Annotated in this window: 18 protein-coding genes and 1 riboswitch; of the genes, 12 read left to right on the top strand and 6 right to left on the bottom strand. The window is 42.3% G+C overall.

Going from position 1 to position 22195, the window contains the following annotated elements; genetic code table 11:
* Positions 1 to 211: 211 nt before the first annotated feature.
* Positions 212 to 1714, bottom strand: a complete 1503-nt coding sequence (locus ACWATR_RS02425) for a UDP-N-acetylmuramoyl-L-alanyl-D-glutamate--2,6-diaminopimelate ligase (protein ID WP_460329164.1) — start codon at positions 1712 to 1714, stop codon at positions 212 to 214.
* Between the two features lie 53 nt (positions 1715 to 1767).
* On the bottom strand, positions 1768 to 2049 hold the full coding sequence (locus ACWATR_RS02420; RefSeq protein WP_460329161.1) for a glutaredoxin family protein: 282 nt from the start codon (positions 2047 to 2049) through the stop codon (positions 1768 to 1770).
* Between the two features lie 210 nt (positions 2050 to 2259).
* Between ACWATR_RS02420 and ACWATR_RS02415 the strand changes: the two genes are divergently transcribed.
* From ACWATR_RS02415 to ACWATR_RS02400, 4 genes are all read left to right on the top strand, one after another.
* Positions 2260 to 2448: a DUF4089 domain-containing protein gene (locus ACWATR_RS02415; RefSeq protein ID WP_460329158.1), complete on the top strand. Its 189-nt coding sequence runs from the start codon at positions 2260 to 2262 to the stop codon at positions 2446 to 2448.
* A 101-nt stretch (positions 2449 to 2549) separates the two neighbouring features.
* Positions 2550 to 3176 carry a hypothetical protein gene (locus ACWATR_RS02410; RefSeq protein WP_460329156.1) on the top strand — a complete coding sequence of 209 codons (627 nt, stop codon included), beginning with the start codon at positions 2550 to 2552 and terminating at the stop codon, positions 3174 to 3176.
* A gap of 9 nt (positions 3177 to 3185) precedes the next feature.
* A complete protein-coding gene (locus ACWATR_RS02405; RefSeq protein WP_460329154.1) occupies positions 3186 to 4601 on the top strand; it encodes an AtzE family amidohydrolase in 1416 nt (471 codons plus the stop codon).
* A 373-nt stretch (positions 4602 to 4974) separates the two neighbouring features.
* Complete coding sequence (locus ACWATR_RS02400; RefSeq protein WP_460329152.1) at positions 4975 to 5658, top strand: Uma2 family endonuclease; 684 nt, start codon at positions 4975 to 4977, stop codon at positions 5656 to 5658.
* Positions 5659 to 5809: 151 nt separating this feature from the next.
* Here ACWATR_RS02400 and ACWATR_RS02395 read toward each other — a convergent pair whose 3' ends face one another.
* Positions 5810 to 6316, bottom strand: coding sequence for a GNAT family N-acetyltransferase (locus tag ACWATR_RS02395; protein ID WP_460329149.1), 507 nt, complete (start codon positions 6314 to 6316; stop codon positions 5810 to 5812).
* A complete protein-coding gene (locus ACWATR_RS02390; RefSeq protein WP_460329147.1) occupies positions 6313 to 6825 on the bottom strand; it encodes a GNAT family N-acetyltransferase in 513 nt (170 codons plus the stop codon). The genes ACWATR_RS02395 and ACWATR_RS02390 overlap by 4 nt, the downstream gene beginning before the upstream one ends.
* A gap of 52 nt (positions 6826 to 6877) precedes the next feature.
* Here ACWATR_RS02390 and ACWATR_RS02385 point away from each other — a divergent pair, with 52 nt between their 5' ends.
* The 8 genes from ACWATR_RS02385 to ACWATR_RS02350 all read left to right on the top strand — a co-directional run bounded on the left by ACWATR_RS02385 (position 6878) and on the right by ACWATR_RS02350 (position 16423).
* Positions 6878 to 7771 carry an isopenicillin N synthase family dioxygenase gene (locus tag ACWATR_RS02385; protein ID WP_460329145.1) on the top strand — a complete coding sequence of 298 codons (894 nt, stop codon included), beginning with the start codon at positions 6878 to 6880 and terminating at the stop codon, positions 7769 to 7771.
* Between the two features lie 46 nt (positions 7772 to 7817).
* Positions 7818 to 8957 carry an NAD(P)/FAD-dependent oxidoreductase gene (locus ACWATR_RS02380; RefSeq protein WP_460329142.1) on the top strand — a complete coding sequence of 380 codons (1140 nt, stop codon included), beginning with the start codon at positions 7818 to 7820 and terminating at the stop codon, positions 8955 to 8957.
* Between the two features lie 425 nt (positions 8958 to 9382).
* Positions 9383 to 10699, top strand: coding sequence for an urea ABC transporter substrate-binding protein (gene urtA / locus ACWATR_RS02375; RefSeq protein WP_460329139.1), 1317 nt, complete (start codon positions 9383 to 9385; stop codon positions 10697 to 10699).
* Between the two features lie 190 nt (positions 10700 to 10889).
* Positions 10890 to 12050 carry an urea ABC transporter permease subunit UrtB gene (gene urtB / locus ACWATR_RS02370; RefSeq protein WP_460329137.1) on the top strand — a complete coding sequence of 387 codons (1161 nt, stop codon included), beginning with the start codon at positions 10890 to 10892 and terminating at the stop codon, positions 12048 to 12050.
* A 27-nt stretch (positions 12051 to 12077) separates the two neighbouring features.
* A complete protein-coding gene (gene urtC / locus ACWATR_RS02365) occupies positions 12078 to 13199 on the top strand; it encodes an urea ABC transporter permease subunit UrtC (protein ID WP_460329135.1) in 1122 nt (373 codons plus the stop codon).
* On the top strand, positions 13174 to 13920 hold the full coding sequence (gene urtD / locus ACWATR_RS02360) for an urea ABC transporter ATP-binding protein UrtD (RefSeq protein ID WP_460329133.1): 747 nt from the start codon (positions 13174 to 13176) through the stop codon (positions 13918 to 13920). Before urtC ends, urtD begins: the two co-directional genes overlap by 26 nt.
* Positions 13921 to 14444: 524 nt before the next feature.
* A riboswitch (cyclic di-AMP (ydaO/yuaA leader) is annotated at positions 14445 to 14693 on the top strand.
* A 160-nt stretch (positions 14694 to 14853) separates the two neighbouring features.
* Positions 14854 to 16125 (top strand): glycosyltransferase, encoded by a 1272-nt coding sequence (locus tag ACWATR_RS02355; protein ID WP_460329130.1) that lies wholly within the window; start codon positions 14854 to 14856, stop codon positions 16123 to 16125.
* Between the two features lie 100 nt (positions 16126 to 16225).
* Positions 16226 to 16423 (top strand): hypothetical protein, encoded by a 198-nt coding sequence (locus tag ACWATR_RS02350; RefSeq protein ID WP_460329128.1) that lies wholly within the window; start codon positions 16226 to 16228, stop codon positions 16421 to 16423.
* A 323-nt stretch (positions 16424 to 16746) separates the two neighbouring features.
* Here ACWATR_RS02350 and ACWATR_RS02345 read toward each other — a convergent pair whose 3' ends face one another.
* Positions 16747 to 20625: a TonB-dependent receptor gene (locus ACWATR_RS02345; protein ID WP_460329125.1), complete on the bottom strand. Its 3879-nt coding sequence runs from the start codon at positions 20623 to 20625 to the stop codon at positions 16747 to 16749.
* Positions 20622 to 22163 (bottom strand): hypothetical protein, encoded by a 1542-nt coding sequence (locus ACWATR_RS02340; protein ID WP_460329123.1) that lies wholly within the window; start codon positions 22161 to 22163, stop codon positions 20622 to 20624. The genes ACWATR_RS02345 and ACWATR_RS02340 overlap by 4 nt, the downstream gene beginning before the upstream one ends.
* Positions 22164 to 22195: the final 32 nt, after the last annotated feature.

Genomic DNA, 22195 nt, shown 5'->3' with positions numbered 1-22195 from the left:
CAAAATCCCCACGGAAAGAAATATTAACTATAAAAAACTCTACCCACGAGGGAGCAGGGGAGCAGGGGGAGATGAGGGACAGGGGAAAAGGTTAAAGGGGAAAAGGTTAAAGGGGAAAGGGTAAAGGGATAAATTTAACCTTTCCCCTTACCCCTTTCCCTTTCCCCATGCCCCATGCCCCATGCCCCATGCCCCATGCCCCATGCCCAAATTAAGCTTGTACGTTAAGTCTTTGCTGTAAGGCGTCGCGTGCGTGTTCTCGGTCGTCAAAATGGATTTTTTCGGTGCCGAGAATTTGGTAGTCTTCGTGGCCTTTACCAGCAAGTAACACTCCATCACCGGGTTCTGCTTGTAAAATAGCGGTACGAATTGCGATCGCACGATCGCAAATTACAGTTGGCTGCACTGTGTCAGCGATTCCCGTCAAAATATCTTGCAAAATCCTCTCTGGATCTTCAGTCCGGGGATTATCTGATGTCACTACTGCCACATCAGCTAACTCAGCAGCGATTTTACCCATTTTTGGACGCTTGGTGCGATCGCGATCGCCTCCACAACCAAATACACAAATCACTTTACCCGGTATAAACGGACGTGCAGCTTTCAGTAAATTTTCTAAACTATCGGGTGTGTGGGCATAATCTACAATCACGCTAATATCTTGGTCAGGATTAATCTGTACCCGCTCCATCCGTCCGGGAACTCCTGGGAACTCAGGTATCACAGATGCCACTAACTGCAAATCTAGACCTAAGTGTAAAACTGCTCCTACGGCTGCGAGAAGATTTTCTAAATTATATTGTCCGACTAGGGGCGATCGAAAAGCTACGTCACCTTTTGGTGTATGTAATGTCCCACTGACACCATTCGGCTGGTAATTTAAATCACTCATCCATAAATCAGCGCTGTTGTCGTTGACGCTGTAACTCCAAACGCGTTGGGAATCTAAGGAGGCAATTAACCGCTTCCCGTAGGAATCATCAGCATTAATTATTGCCTGTCCCTTGAGATAATCAGGGCTAAATAACAACGCTTTGGCAGCAAAGTAATCTTCCATGTCGCTGTGATAGTCGAGATGGTCTTGAGTAAGATTACTGAATACCGCTACCTCAAATTCACAACCCAATACTCTACCTTGGGCCAAAGCGTGAGAACTTACTTCCATCACCCCGAACTCACTACCAGCCTTTACCGCCTCAGCTAGCTGCTGTTGCAGTTCTACAGCAAAGGGGGTAGTGTGGGCAGCAGTTTGCTCAAAACCTGCCCAACGAGTGTAGAGAGTTCCCATCAAAGCTGTAGCTAGATTAGCTTTGTTGAGGAGAAATTCAATTAGATGAGTAGTTGTAGTTTTGCCATTTGTACCAGTCACACCCACCAGCTTGAGTTTTTTCCCCGGATAACCGTAAAAAGCACTGGCTATTTGGGCACAAGCTTGAGTTATGTTGCTTGCACTGATGACCACAGCCTGATTTGTGGGAGGATTTTTTTGTGCAGCTTCGGGAGAAACGATCGCAGCCACAGCCCCCGATGCGATCGCACTTTGCCAAAATTCCCCACCATCAACCCGCGTTCCTGGCATCCCAATAAACAAATCTCCCACACGACAAGCATGGGAATTCGTCTTCAAACCCCTAACTTCCACATCCTCCAAAGTCGGATGGCTAGGTAATTGTTCAACACTGTCTACCGCTGTTAGTAATTCCCGCAATTTCATTTTGTGAACCTCGTCACATTCTTAATCTTGCGCTTATTCTGCATTATTTTTTTCTAATTGGCTAAATACTTCCGCAACATTTGCTCCAACTGCTGCACACTAGCACGAGGAGAAGGACGCGGCAATGGTTTCTCACTCGCCTCTTTTTCCTCCTCGCCTCTGTGGTTTGATAAATAAAGTACCGGCACTTCATACTCATACGCAGCAAACCAATCTTCACGAGTCGTAATATCCCTAATTTCCAACTCGAAACTGAGATTTTGGATTTGTTCTAGCTTTTCTTGCAAGCCTTCACATAAATGACAGCCGGGTTTACTGTATAAAATTAATCGCATTGTTTATTTGAGTTGGCGTTAAGAACTTATTTAACTTTATTTGGAAAAATCCGTCAAAAACCTAACCCCCTAACCCCCTTCCCGACGCGGGAAGGGGGAAAATTCAAAGTCTCTCTCCTTTTAGGAGAGAGATTTAGAGAGAGGTTTTCCAGATGCCGTAAAAAGTCAGGAAGTTATAAGTTTAGAATAACGAACCGCGAAGGAGGAGAGATGAAAAGAGAAGAGTTTGATGTGGGTGAGTATGTTGATCAAATGGCGTTGTTGTTGGATTTGCAGCTAAGAGATGAGTATCGTGATGGTGTGGTGGCAAATTTTGAGAGAATTAGTGCGATCGCTAGTCTTGTAAATTCTTTCCCTCTACCAGAGAAAATTGAAGTTGCACCAGTGTTTGAACCATAATGACTTCAACAATAGCTATGTTGATGTTTTAGTAAAATTACTGAGCTTGCAGTATAACTAACGATACTAAGATATTAGCCGACTATATCTTGGAAAATCAGATGAATAATTTCAATGCTTCTAGTTCATTGAAATCTGCGGGTGTCGGTAGATTGTTGATGCGGTTGCTTTGGATGCTGTTAGGATTTGGTATTGCTTCTACGCTATTATCTTTGTTGGAAGTCATAGCAAAGCCACTTTACCAGCTACTTGCTTCTCTTGATGCACTTGTATCAATCATTTCGTTATTTATCAGCTTAATTTCAATCATTGTTTTTTTGGTTTGGCTATATCGTCTCCATGCCGATTTAAAGAATCTATTTAAGGAATATCCGATTACGCCAGGAGGTGCGATCGCGCGATTTCTAATTCCCATATATAGCATTTGGGGAATAGCTAACACGTTGTCCACTTTTGCCGATCGATTTAAAGGGGAAGGTGATGATTTAACACGTTTAAGTGAACAAGTGCGATTGTTAATAGGGCCGCTATATGGTTTTATGATCGGGTCAAACCTTATGACTCGTATGGCTCTTACAGAAAGTTTTAAAAATCCTGAAAACCAATTTTTGCCCTTTTGGTTTTTATTATCTTGTATTCTAGATTTAGGTTTTAGTGCTACTTTACTACAACTAACAAAAACTATGCGGACTGCTATTACTCAAAAAGCTAAACGCGCTATCTCTTAATATTTCAGCATGAATTTTAATTCAGCCGATGCCATCACAATATCAACTGCTGTCCGCGAAGGTAAAGTTAGCGCAGTGGAAGTTACTAAAACTGCATTAGCACGAATAGCAACGCGGGATGATCAACTCAATTGTTTTACGGCTGTCACTGCTGAAACAGCTTTAACAGATGCAGCCCGCATTGACAGGGAAATTGCTCAAGGTAATCATCCGGGAGTGCTGGCTGGTGTGCCTTTTGCGGTGAAAAATCTTTTCGATATTGCTGGTTTAACGACTTTGGCGGGATCGAAAATCAATGCAGAAAATCCAGCAGCAAGCCTTGATGCGACAGCAGTAGCGAAGCTGAAACAAGCGGGTGCTGTGCTGGTTGGCGCTTTGAATATGGATGAGTACGCTTATGGGTTCGTAACGGAAAATTCTCATTACGGCGCTACTCATAACCCCCATGATTTACGGCGAGTTGCTGGTGGTTCATCAGGTGGTTCAGCGGCGGCTGTGGCTGCTGGATTAGTACCGCTGACGCTGGGTTCTGATACTAATGGTTCAATTCGCGTTCCGGCGGCGTTGTGCGGCGTTTTTGGTTTCAAGCCGACTTACGGGAGGTTATCTCGTGCTGGGGTAGCTTTATTTTCTAGCAGTTTTGACCACATTGGCCCTTTTGCGCGATCGGTGCAGGATATCGCGACGGTGTTTGATGTGCTTCAGGGAGAAGACGATCGCGATCCAATTTGTACAAAGCGTCCGCCTGAATTGGTTTTACCACAACTTAAACAGGATATTTCTGATATCAGAATTGCGTTGACGAAGTCCGCCGAAGGCATCGCTGGTGATTATTTCACCAAAGGCGCAGAACCGGAAGCTTTAGCAGCAGTCCAAAAGGTAGCTGATGCAATAGAAGTCACTGAATACGTAATCATACCAGAGGCACACCGCGCCCGTGCAGCAGCCTTTGTGATTACAGCTAGCGAAGGGGCAAATCTGCATTTGGAAAAATTGCGATCGCATCCTCAAGATTTTGATGCGGCTACACGCGATCGCTTTTTGGCTGGGGCGCTAATCCCAAGTAGTTGGTATCTCCAAGCACAACGGTTTAGAAGATGGTATCGCGATCGCGTGCAGGAAGTATTTCAAAATGTCGATGTAATTCTTGCCCCAACTACACCAATTTCCGCACCGTTAATTGGTCAACAAACGATGATTTTGGATGGCGAAGAAATTCTTGTCCGTCCTCATTTAGGGTTATTTACTCAACCATTATCTTTCATTGGTTTACCCGTTTTATCAGTGCCAATTCATCGCCAAAATGCATTACCATTGGGTGTGCAATTAATAGCAGCACCATATAATGAAGCGTTGATTTTAAGGGTTGCGGCTGCGTTAGAGGCAAAAGGTATAGTTTCAGCACCAGTGATTTTTAATGAATAATCGATGATTTGTTGTCATCCCATCTAATACCAATTTAAAAAAAGAATGCGACAAATAGACCATTTGTAGAGACGCGATGAATCGCGTCTTTATCCAAGGATGTGTTGCAATCATTAATTGAATTGGTATAATCTTGGTGCTGTTGCACAATAAAAAGTTAATTTGATTTAAGTAAGTCAGTGAAAAGAATTCAATAATATAAATTAGCTGTAGGGTGTATTATGCCGTAGGCTAACGCACCTGAGATTGTTGACGGTGCGTTGCGCTCTGCGACAACACACCCTACCTTAAAATTCCTTAACATAACTGGAAATATTAGCGAGATGATAAAATTAGTTTAGTAATGTCAGTATTCCAGCATGATGAGAAAATTATGATAACTGCTGACACAACTTCTCAAATTTTGGCAATTCCGCCTTTAGAAAATGGCGACAAGCTCACCCGTCATGAATTTGAGCGACGCTACCATGCCATGCCTAATCTGAAGAAAGCAGAATTGATTGAAGGAGTTGTTTACATGGCATCGCCTGTACGAGCAAAACAACATGGTAAACCCCATAGTCACATTATGACTTGGTTAGGGACTTACGAAGCAGCTACACCAGGAGTAGAAGCACTGGATAACACTACTGTTCTCCTGGATGCTGATAATGAACCCCAACCAGATGCCATATTAAGAATAGAACAAGGTGGACAGTCGCGCATTAACAAGGACGATTATGTAGAAGGTGCGCCAGAATTAATTGTAGAAATTGCCGCTTCTAGTGCTTCCTATGATTTGCATAAAAAGCTGAAAGTGTATCGTCGTAATCAAGTACAAGAATATTTAGTCTGGCGAGTTTATGACCGTCAATTTGATTGGTTTAGGTTACAAGAAGGCGAGTATATTAAACTTGAACCGAATACAGATGATATAGTTTACTCTCAAGTTTTTCCAGGGTTATGGTTAGCGAATTCCGCATTATTATCAGGAGACTTAGCTAAAGCTTTAGCCATTTTGCAGCAGGGATTATCTACACCAGAACATCAAATTTTTGTTGATAAAATATCTATTTAGAGATAAATCTTCCAGGTAGAATTTCAGCACCAATCATTTTTAATTACTAATAAAAAATTAGCGAGATTGCCAACTTCTTCAATAAAGTCAGTAATCAAATTACAGTCAACCACTTTTAAAACAACCTCTCATCTTTGAATCTGTGCGCGATTTATACTCCATCAAAAGTAGATGGATAAACAACCTTTCCCTTATAACTTTCCTGATAGCTTTGCAGTAGTTTAACCATGAAGAATTCCTCTGGTATTGGAAAGGGAGACTCGATTTCATAAACAACAGAAGTTTTAAAGCCAAAACGAGTATAAAATTGGGGATGACCTAGTACAATTACTACGGCTTCTTTATTTGCCTCTGCTATCTCTAACCCGGCTTTGATTAATGCACTACCAATTCCTTGTCTTTGAAACTGTGGACGAACTGCCAAAGGTGCTAAACCAAGTACCTGCAATGTTTCTTCACCCACCAGGTCAATATAGCTAAATAAAATATGACCGACTACAACATTTTCAATTTCTGCAACTAACGAAAGTTCTGGAATATAGCGGTCAGAATGGCGAATTACCTCTACAAGTTTAGCCTCATTCTCCTGTCCAAAGGCTAATGTATTCACCTCAGCTATTGCTGGGTAGTCTGTTAAAGTTTCACAACGAATATTCATGATTTTAAAATCAATTCCATAAAAATCCAGTTTGCACGATGTTCTAAAGGAATTTCTGTTTTTTTCAAATATGGTTTGATATCCTGAAAGCCAAATGCACGATAAAGTGCCTGTGCTTTCTTTACAAAAGGGGCGCTGTCTAAACGTATCCTTGAGTAACCAATGTAGACAGCTTCATTGATGATATCTTGTAACAATGCCCGACCGATTCCTTTTCGGCGAAATTCTGGTCTTACATACATCCTTTTAATTTCCCCAACATCTTCACCAATCTTTCGCAAGCAAACACAGCCGACTATTTTTGACTCGGATTGTCCTAGAAGCAAGCGTCCTGAAGGGGGTAGAAATTCATGAAGTTGAGTCATATATTGCTCAAGGAATGTATTAACATCTAAATTAATGCCGAATTGATCGCTGAATATTAACTTAGTCTCGTTAAAATATTCCCAAAATATTTCCTGTATATGAGATTTATGTTCGTCAGTCTCTATCTGAATAATTTTAAGCAAAGTTTATTTCCCCGCTAAATAATTAAACAAAATCAAAAATCTCCAAATATCAATGGTCATCATTCCAGTAATTGATTTAACTATGTTTCTCAATGGCAACGCAGCAACTCGGCAAGCTCTTGTGAAACAAATTTATCAAGCTTGTCATGAGATTGGTTTCATGTACTTGCAAAATTCGGGAATATCAAAAGAACTCATAAATCAAGTATTCACTCACAGCAAATCTTTCTTCAATTTATCTTTAGAAGTCAAGCAAAAGCAAGCTTGGAGTGATGAATTTAGTAACACGGGTTACGTTGGGATTGAAAGAGAACGTCTTAATCCCAATAACCCAGGCGACTTGAAAGAGGCGTTGAATGTAAACAAACAAGCGGCTGTAGGAATAGATGCTTCTATTGTCACTTTTTATGATAGTTGCATAGAACTTACCAACACGATATTACAAGCTTATGCATTGGCGTTGGAATTGCCAGAAAATTATTTTACAACAAGACATAATCAACAAAATCATACCTTGCGATTATTACACTATCCCCCATTGCAAACACCATCCAAACCCGGACAAGTACGTGCTGGTGAACATTCCGATTATGGCAGTATTACCTTACTTTTCCAAGATGACATTGGCGGGTTGGAAGTACAGATAACATCTGGAGAGTGGATTGCCGCGCCTGCAATTCCTGATACTGTAATAGTCAATACTGGCGATTTAATGCAACGCTGGACAAATCATTTATTTTGCTCAACTAAGCATCGAGTGATGATTCCTAGTGATGATAGGGTGAAGCAGTCCCGGTATTCTATCGCTTTTTTCTGTCATCCTAATGATGATAGCGAAATTACTTGTTTAGAAAGTTGCCAGAAAGAACAATCGCCTATTTATCCCCCTATCCTGGCGGGAGAATATCTTTTAAGTCGTTTACAAGCAAGTTATGGTAATTCGTAATTCGTAATTCGTAATTCGTAATTCGTAGTTAAGAAAGATATTTAATATGAAAACCTACGACTGGATTGTGGTTGGTGGTGGAATTACGGGTGCTGCACTCGCTTATGAATTAGTAAAAACAGGTTTTGCTGTACTTTTGTTGGAGCAATACAGCACACCACAGAATGCAACTCGCTATAGTTATGGTGGACTTGCTTATTGGTCTGGCAATACGCCACTAACTCGGCTATTGTGCGAAGAAGCGATCGCACGTTACCATATCCTATCTCAAGAGTTAGACGCTGATATCCAATTTCGGGAATTAGATTTATTACTGACTATTTCAGCCGCTAATGACCCAGACGCAACTGCGGCATCATATAATCATTTTGCCATTCCACCTCGTTTACTCAGTGTCCAAGAAGCTTGTGAGTTGGAACCGCAGCTAAATCGAGAGGCAATATCTGGTGCTTTAACTGTCAAACACGGTCATATTCACCCAGAAAAAACATCACTTGCTTACATCCAAGCCTTTGAACGTGCTGGGGGTGAAATGCAGATTACCCAAGTTTTGCAAGTCTTGCAAGATGGTGTCAAAACCTCCACTGCAACTTTCCACAGCGCGAATGTTGTCATTTGTGCGGGTGGAATCAGCCGCCAGCTTCTAAAATCTGCTGGTGTTTCCATCAAGCTGTATTTTACCCATGCAGAAATCATTGAAACCCCACCTGTTGATATCAAGCTACGCACTTTAGTTATGCCGGCTAATCTACAACGGTTTCAACTAGAAGCTGAATCTACTCAAGTTGATGAATTGTGGGATGAACTTGGTAATGATTTAGTACCGCCAATTTTAGATGCGGGTGCAATTCAGTTTCCAGACGGTAGTATCCGCATTGGTCAAATTAGCCGTGCGATCGCAGATCCTCATGCCAAGGTAAACTCAGAGGTAAGCGAAAAATGGTTGCGAAGAAGTGTTGGTCAAATTTTACCAACATTGGAGAATTTACCAGGAACTTGGTATCATTGCTTAGTGGCATTTAGTGGCAATCAACTACCCTTAATTGGTGCTATCCCAGGATTTGAAAGCGTTCATGTTTTTTCTGGGTTTAGCAATCCCCTAGTACTTATACCACCTTTGGCAAAACGCTTTGCTAATTTTGCAACTGGCAACGAAGATGAAATAATTACAAAAATGCTAATCTAAAAGCCCCGCAGTGAAAAACACAAAATATTACTGATATTGCTGTGTCAAGCAGCTATCTGTTCAGTAGCGACTAGCATTTTGAAAAAAGACAGATGTTTTCAACTCAATACAGTTCAGATAGAGCAACAAAACCCTGATGTAGAGACGCGATAAATCGCGTCTTCAAAGACTGTCTAGAATCTCAGACATTCGTGGAAGAGAAAGATTTTTCTTCCTCCACAACATAATTGCATAGATATGAAAATATTTATGAAGTTAACAAAGCTTAATATTAAAAAGTTTGTTTTTTATTACAAAAATGAACTTTTTTGTATAACACGTCACTTTTTACTAGTAAACTATCGCACTAATATCACACTTTGAAGATTGATATTGTCAGCTTTCTATAAGTTGGCTGATTCATCAAGAGGAAAATTCATAAAGATATGAGAAGACAATTTAACCGACGCAAGTTTTTAATCTACGGTTCTGCAACTTTTGGAAGCAGCTTTTTTTTGAAAGCTTGCGCGAATAATTCTCCAACTGCAACAGAGACTCCAGCCGCGCCTCCTGCTGCTTCACCAGCGGCGGCGACTGCTGGTGACACCATCAAGATAGGTATTTTGCACTCTTTGAGTGGTACCATGTCTATTAGTGAAAAAAGCGTTGTCGATGCTGAAAAATTAGCAATCAAAGAAATTAACGCTGCTGGTGGTGTCTTAGGTAAACAAATTGAAGCAATTACTGAAGATGGTGCTTCTAACTGGGATACTTTTAGAGAAAAGGCAACCAAGCTAATCGATCAAGATAAAGTTGCTGTAGTTTTTGGTTGTTGGACTTCTGCTAGCCGCAAGAACGTAAAGCCAGTATTCGAGAGCAAAAATCACATGCTCTGGTATCCTGTGCAATATGAAGGTCAAGAGTGTTCTAAAAACATTTTCTACACTGGCGCTGCGCCAAATCAACAAATCGAACCATCTGTTGATTGGTTGTTAAAAAATAAGGGCAAGGAATTCTTTTTAGTTGGCTCTGACTACGTTTTTCCCCGGACAGCTAATACCATCATTAAAGCTCAACTAGAAGCTTTAGGCGGAAAAACAGTTGGTGAAGATTATTTACCTCTTGGTAACACAGAAGTTACACCAATTATCACTAAAATCAAACAAAATTTGCCCAATGGCGGCGTAATTTATAACACTTTGAATGGTGATAGTAATGTTGCTTTCTTCAAACAATTGAAAGGGGCTGGATTGACACCAGATAAATATCCCTCTATGTCTGTAAGTATTGCTGAAGAAGAAGTTAAAGCAATTGGTGTAGAGTATCTCCAAGGTCACTATGCAGCTTGGAACTATTTTCAAACAGTAGATACACCTGCAAATAAAAAGTTTGTGGCAGCTTTCAAGAAAGAGTACGGTGAAAATCGGGTGACAAATGACCCAATGGAAGCAGCATATATTGCAGTTTATTTGTGGAAGCAAGCAGTACAAAAAGCTGGGACTACTGATTTAGAGAAAGTGCGGGCGGCGGCTTATGGTCAAACTCTAGATGCGCCTGAAGGTAAAGTGACAATGGATGCCAATCATCACATATCTAAAATTGTGCGGATTGGTCAAGTTAGACAAGATGGATTGTTTGATATTGTCTATGCTACTCCAACACCAGTTGAGCCAGTTCCTTGGAATCAATTTGTAAAAGAAACTAAAGGATTTGCTTGCGATTGGACTGACCCGGCTAAGGGTGGTAAGTTCAAGAAAGCCTAAATAATTCGTAATTCGTAATTCGTAATTAATTACAAATTACGAATTAGTAAAATTTTTTCTCGTTTCCAGGTTCTTCCGCTTCTATAGGAGGCGGAGCCTCCTAATAGGCATTCCCAGTCTGAGACTGGGAACGAGGCAACGAGGCACACGAGACACTAACTAATCGCTGATAGCTGTTATGGAGAAATAAGTGTTAGCAGGATTTTTAGAAGCTGTATTTAATGGCATTAGTATTGGCGCTGTATTATTGATTGCCGCGTTGGGACTAGCCATTATATTTGGATTGATGGGCGTCATTAATATGGCGCATGGTGAATTGATGATGTTCGGTGCTTATACAACTTATGTTGTACAAAATGTATGTAAGCAATTGGGCGGAGTATGGTTTGAAGTTTATATATTTTTGGCTTTGATTATCGCTTTTCTTTTCACGGCTACCGTGGGATTAATTCTAGAAAAAGGCGTGATTCGTTATCTCTATGGACGCCCGTTAGAAACTCTATTGGCAACTTGGGGAGTAAGTTTGATTTTTCAGCAGTTTGTCCGCAGTGTGAATTGGGTATTAATAATTGGTATCGCCATATTTTCTCTGTTGTTTTTTGGAGGTTTATGGATTTTAAATTCCCGCACAGATTTGGGAAGAGTTCGTAACTGGATTGTGGCGGTGATATTTTTATTATCGCTGGGGGTGACAATCACAACAGGCAATTTATTGAGTCAAACTTATCAGTTAGCAGTAACTCAACCTTGGTTTGGCGCTCAAAATGTGGATGTTACAGCACCGACTTGGTTACAAGCAGGAGTATCTTTAGGTGGTGTCCAATTACCCTTTGCCAGATTATTTATTATTGCTTTAACAATAATCTGTGTATCAGGAATTTACTTATTTTTACAACGTTCTAGCTGGGGTTTAAGAATTCGGGCTGTGACGCAAAACCGGAGTATGAGTGCTTGTTTGGGTATCCCAACTCAAAAGGTTGATGCGATTACTTTTGCACTGGGTTCTGGTTTAGCTGGTGTGGCGGGATGTGCGATTAGTTTGCTTGGTTCTGTAGGGCCAAATACGGGACAAAACTATATTATTGATACTTTTATGGTTGTTGTCGTTGGGGGTGTGGGCAATTTAGCCGGTACTATTTTGGCTGCTTTGGGTATTGGTACGGCTAATTTTTTAATTGGTTCTGGGACTTTGGCTTTGTTGTTGACTCCTGTTAAACCTTTAGCTGATTTCTTTACTTTTTTTGCCACGACGAGTATGGCCAAGGTGATGGTATTTGCGCTGATTATTGTGTTTTTACAGTGGAAGCCTGGGGGGATTTTTCCACAGAAGGGACGTACTGTTGATGTTTAAACCGCAGAGATGCAGAGGATACAGAGAATGATAAAGAAGGGGGGAAGGTTAATTTTAATTGAGGTTGGGGTAGTGATTGCGATCGCACTCTTCCTTATAATTATCATGCCACTGGTGCTTTCGGAGTTTCGCCTAAATTTGTTGGGGCGATTTTTGTCGCTGGCGATCGTGGCTTTGGGTATCGATCTGATTTGGGGTTATACTGGTTTACTAAGTTTGGGACATGGTATTTTCTTTGGTTTGGGTGGATATGCGATCGCAATGTACCTGAAACTGCAAATCCCGACTGGAGAATTACCTGATTTCATGGGACTTTATGGGGTTACGGAACTTCCTGCGTTTTGGCAACCTTTTTATTCCTTTCCTTTGACAATAGCTGCTGTGGTACTAATTCCAGGGTTATTGGCGGGAATATTAGGATATTTAGTATTTCGGAATCGTCTCAAGGGAGTTTATTTTTCTATTTTGACCCAAGCCGGAACTATTGTATTTTTCAACTTCTTTAACGGTCAACAACAATTTTTCAACGGTACGAACGGACTGATAGATTTTACAACTTTCTTTGGGGCAACGGTCAGCGATGCCAAGACGCAATTGATTTTCTACACGCTGACGGTAGTGTTTCTCGCAGCCACCTACGGCGTTTGTCGCTGGTTGACAAGCGGACGCTTTGGGAGGTTGTTGATAGCGATTCGTGATGATGAAAGTCGGGTAAGATTTTCTGGCTACGACCCTACAGATTTTAAGGTGTTGGTGTTTGCAGTTTCCGGTGCGATCGCAGGGATAGCAGGAGCATTTTACACCATTCAAAGTGGTTCTGTATCACCCAGAGCAATGGATATTGCCTTTTCGATTGAAATGGTGATTTGGGTAGCTGTAGGCGGACGCGCTACTTTAATTGGCGCGATTGTCGGAACTTTATTAGTAAATTATGCCCGCACTTTTTTAAGCGAACAATTTGCCGAAATCTGGCTATTTTTCCAAGGCGCACTATTTTTGATAGTCGTCACAGTCCTTCCTGATGGCATAGTGGGATGGTTGCGTAGTCAGAATATTTCCTTTTTCAACCGCCGTCAAGAAATTGCTACATATCCCACCTTGGAAGAAGACCCGGAAGTGCAACATGAACGCGAAAATATTGGAAACTGAAAATGTAACTGTTAATTTTGACGGATTTAGGGCGCTAAACCAGCTTAACTTTAGCATGGATGTAGGTGAATTACGGGTAGTAATTGGCCCAAATGGAGCGGGAAAGACAACGTTTCTGGATGTGATTACCGGGAAAGTGCAACCAACCGTAGGACGAGTTTTATTCAAAGGAAGAAACCTACGTTCTTTACCTGAATATCGAATTGCACGATTGGGAATTGGGCGCAAGTTCCAAACACCCCGAATTTACCTGAATTTAACGCCCCGCGAAAATCTAGAAATTACTATTAACAAGAAGAAAAATGTCTTTTCTACTTTGTTTGAACATTCTAATGCTGTTGAAAAGAATAATATTAAAGGATTGTTAGAAACCATCGGTTTAACGCCAAAAGCAGATATTAGAGCAGGTTTACTTTCTCACGGTGAAAAGCAACGGTTAGAAATTGGAATGTTAGTGGCACAGTCACCAGACTTATTACTCGTTGATGAACCTGTTGCGGGTTTAACAGATGAAGAAACTTATAACATTGGTGAATTACTTTTAGCATTAGCGCAAAGTCATTCAATTTTAGTAATTGAACATGACATGGAATTTGTGCGCCAAATTGCCAAGAAAGTAACGGTTTTACATGAAGGTTCGGTGCTGTGCGAAGGGAATTTTGAAGAAGTTCAAAATGACTCTCGTGTTATTGAAGTATATCTAGGAAAACAGGAAGAGTAGATTTTTACCTTATGCAGATTTAAATACCATTCTATCCCTTTGTTAGCTTAATTCATACCGTAATAAACCATGTCTAACTTTCTATAAGACTCCTGATTTTTGAACAAGACCAGGAGAAAATACGAGTTGTTAAACAGGTGTAAGAAGAGACATATAATTGATGAGATCATTTAATGTGGGGAGACTTAAGTTCTCCTTCCCTATGAGGAAATGGGGGTTTCCAAACCTCTTTCTTTGCAGGAAAGAGGTTTCGAGTATATTTGTTGACTTTCCAAATATCCTCTCACAGATTTTTTTGCACTAAAATTCTCAAGACTATTTCATTCCCAAAAAATCAATAAAATGTAGCAGTGAATATCAGTAAGCTTCTCGTTGATAGCATCTTAAAAACTCCAAGTTTCCTCTATACTCTGATTCTCCAACGCTAGGCACAACAAGCTTTAAAGTGACCCCCAGCACACTTTTTTTGTTCATACTGTTGACATAGTTGATGATGACACGTTATAAACTGTGAAGAAAAATAAATCAGTCTGCCTAATCCACTATATTCCCTGAAAAGTTTTGTGAGTAAGGGTAAACCGGAGCGGAGGAACCAAGTTTGGGGCGTATTTTGAAGAAAGTTAGAGTTAAGAGTGAGGAGTTAAGAGTGAGGAGTTAAAAGTTACTAAATAGATAACTCATAATTCATAACTCAGAACTTATAACTTTTTCAAGAAGGACATCTCTCAGTCCTAGCCCGTCAGCTAACTTCGTCGGCATTGAGAAGAGACTGAACGAGAAGCATTCTTACAAGTAATGCCTTGTTCTCGTCAGTGTCCTTTGGCTGGTAACTTTGTGGTTCGTTGTGCCTGCCCTCGGCCTTGAGAGAGGATAATAATATCTTGATTTCTGGCGTCTGAGGTAGGATTATTTGCCTTGAGGTGAAAATCAGCTATGTTCCAGAATAAGAAACATCGCATTGCTCTAATTTCTGTCGATGGTGACCCGGCTGTTGAAATCGGTCAAGAAGAAGCTGGGGGTCAAAATGTCTATGTGCGTCAAGTAGGTTATGCCCTAGCACAGCAAGGTTGGCAAGTGGATATGTTCACTCGTCGTAGTAGTCCTGACCAAGCTGCGATCGCTCAACATAGTCTGAATTGTCGTACTATTCGATTAAACGCTGGCCCAGCTGAGTTTATTGGGCGAGATAACTTGTTTAACCATTTACCTGAATTTATCGAAGAATTCCAGCGATTCCAGCGACGCCAAGGGTTCCATTACTCCCTAATCCATACCAATTACTGGTTGTCTTCTTGGGTTGGCATGGAATTGAAAAAGCAACAACCACTGATTCAGGTGCATACTTACCACTCTTTAGGAGCGGTTAAATACAGAAGTATTGGCGATGTTCCCGTAATTGCAGCCCAGCGACTAGCTATAGAAAAAGCCTGTCTAGAAACTGTAGACTGCGTGGTTGCGACCAGTCCACAAGAACAGAAACACATGCGGATACTCGTTTCCAGCAAAGGGAACATTGAAATGATTCCCTGTGGTACTGATACTGACAAATTTGGGGAAATTCCGCGGTCTGCTGCACGGGAAAAGTTGGGAATTGCACCAGATGCCAAGATGGTTCTCTATGTTGGTCGCTTTGACCGACGCAAAGGTATTGAAACTTTAGTACGAGCCATTGGCAAGTCGAGTTTAAGGGGTGAGGCTAACCTCCAACTAGTGATTGGGGGTGGTAGTCGTCCAGGTCAGAGTGATGGAATTGAACGCGATCGCATCGCCAGAATTGTCAATGAACTCGGATTAGAAGATTGTACAACCTTTACCGGTCGCCTAGATGAAACTGTCCTCCCCTTCTACTACGCTGCTGCTGATGTCTGCGTAGTTCCCAGTCACTACGAACCTTTTGGTTTAGTTGCCATTGAGGCGATGGCGAGTAAAACTCCAGTCGTAGCTAGTAATGTCGGTGGGTTGCAGTTTACTGTTGTACCAGAGGTCACAGGGTTACTAGCGCCCGCCAAAGATGAAGTGGCTTTTGCTGCTGCCATAGACCGCATTCTGATCAACCCAGCTTGGCGAGACCAGTTAGGTGAAGCAGCAAGGCAACGGACAGAAATTGCTTTTAGTTGGTATAGTGTGGCATTCCGACTGACTCAGCTATACAGTCGTTTGCTGGCTCCAACTGCACCCAATAACCGACCCCGGATTGCAGCTTAATTTTACAGTTTTGAGCGCGGTAATATCCTCAAAGTGATTTTATCGCGCCCAAACAGTCAAAAACAAACTACTCAGCCTAGTTAATTAGGGAATCAGAATTATGCTGAATATTGGAGATTATGCTTTGCATCAAAGAACAGGGCAAGTTGGTCAAGTTTGTGGTTATGGACATCAGGTAATGGATGGAGTTTACACAACTACCCTGAAAGTAAGAGTCAGCAAGGATAAGGGAACTCGTCATCAAAGCAGATTTTTTGAGGATGCTTACTCTGCTTGGATGCTGACAGAGGAAACTTGAAGAAGTGATTGGGGATTAGGAACTGGGGACTGGGAAAACTTGGAAGGGAATTTAGACCCCAATCAAGTTTTGTTCGCGCAGCGTCTCGTAGAGAAGAAAACTCTTCCTAGTTCCCAGTTTTCAGTAAAGATATTTATGGGGAGAATGGCACTAAGAAAAGGGAAAATCGTTGAGGCAGCAGGGGTGTAGAGGAGCAGGGGAGAAAGAAGAAGTTTTAGATATTGCGAACGGACAGTTTAGAAATTCCCCTCTGCACCCTTGCCCCCTGCCCCTCTGCAATCCTTACGCTGCATACTCTTCAGCTTAACAAGCGTGCCATTCATTTATGGGGATTCCTTCTGCCTTCTGCCTCCTGCCTCCTGCCTCCTTAACAGAGTTTGCACCGTAGATTCTGGTTGCTGACGTGCTACAGGTTTTTGCTGTCCGAAACCATCAAACAATTCGTCAAGCTTGACCGTGAAGCCCAAATACGCCCCACCTGCGGAACGTGTCCCAGAAAAATCCCGGTCATCAACTTTACCAAAAACATATCCAGCAGAAAGGCGTAGATTAGGAGTAAGGTAATAACCTGTTTCCAGAACAAAGCCTGTTTCGCTGTAGTTAGATTGACCAATCCAACGAGCCTCACCAACTAAATCCCAGCTATATCCCAAACGATAAGTAGCTCGCAATTGTCCCAGATTAACCATACTTGTACCAACTAAATCGTTGGCTAAATAAGAAGTGCTGTTACGCAAAGCATACTTACCGTAGAATTCCCATTGCCAGTTAGGGGCATAAATAGCCTCTAAAGCAAAGGTATGGTCTTGGGAACCCGTACCACTACCTAACAGAATAGTTTCAGGAATAATTGTCGGATTTTGGCGATATTCATAACGCAACAAAGCATTAAATTTATCGCTATTGGGGTCGCGGTAGGCTAAACCCAGCTTCAAATTAGCGGTATCTCCCAATCCTGAAAGCTTCTGATTGGAAGAGTTTGCTTGTTGATAACGTACCAAAGCCGTCAGAGCCGGAGAAATTTTACCCGCTGCACCTGCGGTAATTACTGTATTACTACCACCAGAAGAGGAGCGATGTTCGTAACGAGCGCTGGCTTGAAACTGGGGATTATCACTGTATTCCAACCCAACGCTGTAACTATCGCCACCCTCAAATCCGATCGCTGATGCTGCTTGACCAAAGGCGTAGGGTTGGGCATATTGTTGACCCGCCGCAGTTCGTCCTAAGAAGTTGCCAAATACGTGTTCGTAAGCTAAATTCAGCCGCAATCCCGGAGCAATAGTCCAGCGGTTATTTAGACCAATTGCACCTTGAGTAGTCAGTTCATTTGCACCACCCAAAATTGAGTAACGACCAGTCAAGGTAGTATCAGTACCGAGTTTGTGTTCACCATTGACACTTAAGCTGGTGATAGAATTACCCGAAAATTGACCGCCAGTATAAAACTGTTGAGCTAAACTGACGCTGACACCAGGAAGTACTGCCCAATTCAACCCTAAAATAGTCCGGTCTGGGTAAACAGTATCTTTTTGGGAAGATAAGCTGAGTTCATTTTGGGCTTGGAAAGTCAGGTTTTTCGCAATGGGAACTGTAAAACGCGATCGCAATTGATTAGAATTACTATTCAGAGCGCTGTCGGGGATACGGTCTTCCCGATTACGATGAATCCAATCTACATCCAGAATAGCTTTACCCAAACGTTGTTGAATCCCAGCGGAAATCGTCGTCAGTGAATTATCAACTTTGCTCCCAGGTATGGCCTCATAACGAGGTGCAAACAGTTCTTCAAAGGTGTCTAGAGGTTGGGGAGCAATCCCAAAATTGTCTTCGTGGTCGTATTGCACCCTAACGTTGGTACTTGAAGTTAGTTTAGCTGTAACCTGCGCTCCATAACGGGTTTGCCCCGGTACAAAGCTGATAGTGGCATTATTGGCAAAACCCGTATCAGCAAAACGATAATAGGCACGACCTTGAATCCCACTGGCAATTTCTCCCTCAGCCTCCAAGCGGTAGGCATCACCACTAACTTTTCCCACAACATCAGAGTCATTAGTGGAATGGGCATATTCTGCGATTAACTTCCCTTTGTCACCCAAAGCAATCAGCGCATCTGCACCGTAGAGTTGAAAGTCACGCACTCCATGATTTTCTTGAACATAAGTTGCTCCTATCCAACTTTCTTGGTTAAGTTTGCGGGAAAGGTTATATTGCAAACGACCAGCATAGATATTGCCGTCAGAGTTTTGGTCGTCATATTGGTAGCTAACAATAATCCGACGTACCAACACTTGTCCAGTTTGATCAATATCGGTGCGAAGAATCGGTTCGCGGAATATTAATGTACCGCGATCGTAGTCGATTTCATAGTCTGGGCCTCGGTTAAGCTGTTTCCGTTCTAATACAGTCCCAGGACGATTGAGTTCTTCTAACTCGATAAAGACATTTTCACTACCTGGTTGTAGTAGTCTGCGAGAGAGGAAGTAATAACCACTAGTACCATCGGGAGCAATGGTATCTCTTTGAAACCCTTCTAAGTTATTCCCATAGAAACCTGTAATTTGTAGGTTTCCTAAGTTGTAGTTAGCTTTAAAACCGTGGAGTTGACGAGTGATAGAAGTAAATTGCTGCGATCGCCGCGCAAATTCTTCTGTGTTGTAGTCACCCCACATACCATAATCTGGATCGGAGCCGGGGATGCGAGCTGAACGCTCGAAACGCAGAAATACACTGTCAATGGAAGGCGCAACTACATCAACTTTCGAGCTATCGCCGTAGACAGGATAATTTTGCTCACTGAATTGGTAAGTTCTAAACAGGCGATTATCGCAGTTACAATCTTCATTCAGGCTACGAGAACTGTTGTATGCACCTGTAAATAACCATTCCCCGATCGCACCAGTGGCAAATATCGCGGAATTGAAATCTAATTGCGTTCTGTTGTCTTTATCTGGAGGGAGGAAATCACGGAAACTGCCGTAATAATTTGTACCTCTAGCACCCAAGCGTAAATCTATGACCCCTGTCACCAAACTCGGACGTAGTGACGTTTCAAATTGCAGTTGAGTAAAGGCTTCTAAATCATTAGCGATCGCGCGAATTGTCACAGTTTGCGCTTTTAGCTGCGATCGCAACATCACTGTAAATTGCCCAGCTTTCGCCTCCACTTGAAATCCCGGTTCATCGGGTTTGAAGTCTTTCCCAACCAACTCGCCAGCAGTAGGGATCAAAGTGACAACAGCATCACGGTTAGAGCGATTACCACTTGCATCGATGAGTTGACCCCGAATTGTCGCCGTAGAACGTCCATCTGCTGGGATACGGGACTCAACTGTTTCTAAAGTTAGTTTTTGTGGCGCTCCCCGAACAGCAACTTGCACTGTTACAGGAGGTTCTGTCCCGCCAACAACTTGTGCAGAGATGGTGTTTGCACCTTCTTTTAACGAGACACCATACCATGTCTGCGTTACCAAGTTTGTGGTGGCATCAGTTTCCGTCCGTCCCACCAAAGAAGGGTCTACCAACGCCCCATTTACCCGCAATTCCACTTGACTACCAGCGGGAAACTGTACAATTACCGTGCTAGCTTGTACATCTACAACACTGTCAGCCGTTGGAGTCAAAATTTTGATTGCTGTAGAAATAGGGATAGTGGGGGACACGGGAATATTTTCCTTCACCCCTTCCGTTGTCCCCGCGTCCTCTACTCCTGCTATTTTGCGTAAGCCTCTAGGTAAATCAACAGAAGTTGCTGGTTGAAATGGTTGTATTTCTGTTGGAGAAGCTTCAAACTGTGTCTCAGTGTCTTTGTATGCTGCTATTTTACGTAAGCCTCTGGGCAAATCAACAGAAGTTGCTGGTTGAAATGGTTGTATTTCCGTTTCACTTGGCTGGATATCTGGAATTGAAGTATCAATAACTGGTGCTGAAGAAGTTGAGGGAAGTTCGAGGGGTGAAAGTTGCTTGTCAGAACTTCCCAAAACATGGGGAGAATTCAAAGTCTCTCCCTTTTTAGAACTTGAAAAGTCAGGATCTTCTACACTCTTATTTGCTTGTGAAAGAGAATCGGGGAAAAGTAGGTTTTCGCTAGTGATTTCAGCTTTGGCGATCGCAGGATACAAAACAAGGCTGAGAGCTACTACTGGCATCGCCCCCATCAATCTCAGGTTAAATGTAGTTGTACAGTGCAGTCTGGGTTTCATTTCTTCACTGACTCCTGAAATGTGGGGGTGACAGCGAAGTTCATACGTACCAAGCCACCAGGTTCTAAATGCACCAAGCGAGATTGGCTATTTCGTTCGCGGAATTTTTCGTTACGAGCTAGGGCGTAACCGGGTACACTGCTGAGGTCTAGAACACCTGTGTGGTATCCAGGTAAAGCATTAGCTAAGGAGAACAAACCATTCGGATCTGTAGTGATGCGGTTCCCGTCTTCTAGAAAAATCACCGCATTTGGTACTCCTGGCTCACCACGCTGTTGTTCACCATCAAAGTTTTTATCAACAAACACTCGACCGATAATCGTGCCACAATCAGAAACGATTCCTGGACGAATTTTCAACTGGTGGGTTGCTGGACCATCCTTGGTGCTAAAACTGTTATCAGCTCGTTGGCCATTCACGATCGCACTATTACGACCATTCCCACGCAGTGAGTCGGCTGTGAGTTGAGCAGCGTAGGCAATATTCAGAACTTTCTCTGTGGGAATCGTTACGTCTGTGCGGAATGTGACTGTGTTTCCATTGCGTTCTGAGGTGATAGTGACTGGTTGACCATCCAACTCTCCCCGCACAGATTTCGGCAAGAAATTGAATCCTAAAGGTAGGTTGTCGGTGATAAATATATTATTTAAACCAGCATCAGCGAGATTTTTCACCGACAGGCGGTAGATTACCGTATCTCCAGGTTCAGCAGCAGCGCGATCGCCTGTTTTGATAATCTGTAACTGATTGGCTTGACACAAATTTGTGGTGAATTCAAAGGCTAATAAATCCAGTCCCACTGTTTCTGCATTGGGAACTAAAACAACTGTTTGCTCTACCCTGGTTTCGCCTGTAAGACTAATTGGTTGACCATCTAGAGAAGTAGCGACATATCGCACGACACCATTACCTTGTGTACCACTACTAGCAAGGATTTCAATTTTGACCCGCCGCTGTTTGTAGATAGAATTTGGTGGTGGATTAACTACAAAAATGTAGGTTCTACCTGGATCAGTTTGACCCTTATTCGGATCAAGTAAAAAATTGTAGACACCCGCAGGGTTATTCGTCACGAAGTAAGGGTTACTATTCTCGATATTTGGCGATTTACCACCAGGAATGTTGTTATTAGGAATATCTGGTAACTCTGTTCGAGTCAGAGAAACCAAACTGCCCAACTCTGTCCCCGTTGGATCACTAGAGTTAGGTTCGTATACCCCAACTGAAAAACCTGTATAGTCAGGTAAGATTGTGCCAGCACAACCTAAAATTCGCCCTAATGGATCAACTAATGGGCTAGGACTAACATTGATCTGACTAGAACTGCCTTGATATTGATAATTACTGCCGGAATCTGTATAAGTATAAGTAGCTTGGTTTATTAATGGCAAAGACGCAACCAGATTGTTATTCTGTTGCGCGATCGCTGGTATAGGTATAGTAGTATGCAAAAAACTTCCCAGAAGAAGAGTAGCTGTTAACCGTCGCCACCATCTACTGCTATAAGTAATTTGCTTTTGGTTTTGAGGACGGCTCACTGAACATATCTCCTCTGGGATACCAAATTTTT

Source organism: Nostoc sp. UIC 10890 (assembly GCF_054786515.1).
Note: the sequence above shows the minus strand (reverse complement) of the source record. Positions and strands in the feature narration are given on the sequence as shown.

Excerpts from the sequence above, each read along its gene's own strand:
- ACWATR_RS02405 (WP_460329154.1), top strand. The coding sequence starts at position 3,186 with ATGAATTTTAATTCAGCCGATGCCATCACAATATCAACTGCTGTCCGC.
- ACWATR_RS02395 (WP_460329149.1), bottom strand. The coding sequence starts at position 6,316 with ATGAATATTCGTTGTGAAACTTTAACAGACTACCCAGCAATAGCTGAG.
- ACWATR_RS02380 (WP_460329142.1), top strand. The coding sequence starts at position 7,818 with ATGAAAACCTACGACTGGATTGTGGTTGGTGGTGGAATTACGGGTGCT.
- ACWATR_RS02415 (WP_460329158.1), top strand. The coding sequence starts at position 2,260 with ATGAAAAGAGAAGAGTTTGATGTGGGTGAGTATGTTGATCAAATGGCG.
- ACWATR_RS02410 (WP_460329156.1), top strand. The coding sequence starts at position 2,550 with ATGAATAATTTCAATGCTTCTAGTTCATTGAAATCTGCGGGTGTCGGT.
- ACWATR_RS02425 (WP_460329164.1), bottom strand. The coding sequence starts at position 1,714 with ATGAAATTGCGGGAATTACTAACAGCGGTAGACAGTGTTGAACAATTA.
- urtA (WP_460329139.1), top strand. The coding sequence starts at position 9,383 with ATGAGAAGACAATTTAACCGACGCAAGTTTTTAATCTACGGTTCTGCA.
- urtC (WP_460329135.1), top strand. The coding sequence starts at position 12,078 with ATGATAAAGAAGGGGGGAAGGTTAATTTTAATTGAGGTTGGGGTAGTG.
- ACWATR_RS02350 (WP_460329128.1), top strand. The coding sequence starts at position 16,226 with ATGCTGAATATTGGAGATTATGCTTTGCATCAAAGAACAGGGCAAGTT.
- ACWATR_RS02385 (WP_460329145.1), top strand. The coding sequence starts at position 6,878 with ATGGTCATCATTCCAGTAATTGATTTAACTATGTTTCTCAATGGCAAC.
- ACWATR_RS02345 (WP_460329125.1), bottom strand. The coding sequence starts at position 20,625 with ATGAAACCCAGACTGCACTGTACAACTACATTTAACCTGAGATTGATG.
- ACWATR_RS02400 (WP_460329152.1), top strand. The coding sequence starts at position 4,975 with ATGATAACTGCTGACACAACTTCTCAAATTTTGGCAATTCCGCCTTTA.
- urtD (WP_460329133.1), top strand. The coding sequence starts at position 13,174 with ATGAACGCGAAAATATTGGAAACTGAAAATGTAACTGTTAATTTTGAC.
- ACWATR_RS02420 (WP_460329161.1), bottom strand. The coding sequence starts at position 2,049 with ATGCGATTAATTTTATACAGTAAACCCGGCTGTCATTTATGTGAAGGC.
- ACWATR_RS02355 (WP_460329130.1), top strand. The coding sequence starts at position 14,854 with ATGTTCCAGAATAAGAAACATCGCATTGCTCTAATTTCTGTCGATGGT.